The organism is Pseudomonas protegens (assembly GCF_003732485.1).
GTDB classification, from domain to species: domain Bacteria; phylum Pseudomonadota; class Gammaproteobacteria; order Pseudomonadales; family Pseudomonadaceae; genus Aquipseudomonas; species Aquipseudomonas protegens_B.
In genome coordinates, this window is sequence record NZ_MOAK01000086.1 from 108,611 (window position 1) to 110,223 (window position 1,613).

Here is a 1,613-nt window from a genome sequence, read left to right on the forward strand (position 1 = left end):
GAGTGGGACACGCGAAGCATGTTCAGCAACCCCCGGCGCTCTGTTTCGCCCCTGGCCGATGCCCGCACCGATTTCACGGCGCGGGTGGAGTTGACCGGGTTGCCGGCCGATCAGGCGATTTTTTATCGGGTGACCTTCGAGGACGCCCAGTCCGGCGTGGCCAGCGAGCCCTGGTTCGGCCATTTGCGCAGCGCGCCGGCGCAACGCCGGGACATCCGTTTTGTCTGGAGCGGTGACACGGTGGGCCAGGGCTTTGGCATCAACCCCGATATCGGTGGCATGCGTATCTATGAGGCGATGCGCCTGCGCTTGCCGGACTTCTTTATCCACAGCGGCGACACCATCTACGCCGACGGCCCGGTGCCGGCGCAGTTGACCGTGGAAGACGGGCGCATATGGCGCAATATCACCACCGAGGCCAAGAGCAAGGTGGCTGAAACCCTGGACGAGTACCGGGGCAATTACCGCTACAACCTGATGGACGAGAACCTGCGCCGCTTCAACGCCGAGGTGCCGCAGATCTGGCAGTGGGACGATCATGAGGTGGTCAACAACTGGTCGCCCGGCAAGCAGCTGGACGAACGTTATGCGGTCAAGGACATCCAGACCCTGGTGGGCCGTGCGCGTCAGGCGTGGCTGGAGTATGCGCCGATGCGCCGGCAGAGCGCCGATGGTGGTGGACGGATTTACCGCAAGCTCAGCTATGGGCCGTTGCTGGATGTATTCGTGCTGGACATGCGCAGTTATCGTGGCGCCAACGATGACAACCTCGGTGGCGAGAAACCCTTCCTTGGCCGTGAACAGCTGGATTGGCTGAAGCGCGAACTCAAGGATTCTTCGGCCCAGTGGAAAGTGGTGGCGGCGGACATGCCCATTGGCCTCGGCGTGCCCGATGGTGAGGTCAGCCCCGGGGTGGCGCGCTGGGAGGCCGTTGCCAACGGCGACCCGGGACCGGCCCAGGGGCGTGAGCTGGAGATCGCCGAATTGCTGGCGCATCTGCGCAAGCATCAGGTACGCAACCATGTGTGGCTGACGGCGGACGTGCATTACTGCGCGGCCCACCACTACCACCCGGATCGCGCGGCGTTCCAGGACTTCGAGCCGTTCTGGGAGTTTGTTGCCGGCCCGCTGAATGCCGGGAGTTTCGGGCCCAATGTGCTGGATAAAACCTTCGGCCCGGAAGTGGTGTTTCAGAAGGCGCCGCCGGCGCAGAACACTTCGCCCTTTGCCGGCTTCCAGTTCTTTGGCGAAGTGCAGATCGATGGGCAGACGGCAGAGCTGAAGGTGATCCTGCGGGACCTGGATGGCGTGGCGGTGTACGAGCACAACCTGCAACCGGCGTAACCATCCCCGCCAACGCCCCGTCCCGTAGGAGCCGGCTTGCCGGCGAAGAGGCCCTTGCGCCTTGCGCCGTTCTGACGGGCGCCTTCGCTGGCAAGCCAGCTCCTACGGAGGGTGTGGCACGATTGATGTAGGAGCCGGCTTGCCGGCGAAGAGGGCCTTGAGCCTTGCGCTGTTTTGGCGGGCGCCTTCGCTGGCAAGCCAGCTCCTACGAAGGGTGCGGCACGATTGATGTAGGAGCCGGCTTGCCGGCGAAGAGGGCCTTGAGTCTT

The 1,613-nt window shown here is 64.2% G+C and carries 1 protein-coding gene; it reads left to right on the top strand.

Annotation, left to right across the window (positions count from 1 at the left end; genetic code table 11):
• Positions 1-1,344, top strand: a 1,344-nt coding sequence (locus BLX41_RS27460; protein WP_259745243.1) for an alkaline phosphatase D family protein, incomplete at its 5' end; no start/stop codon positions are given.
• Between the last annotated feature and the right edge of the window lie 269 nt (positions 1,345-1,613).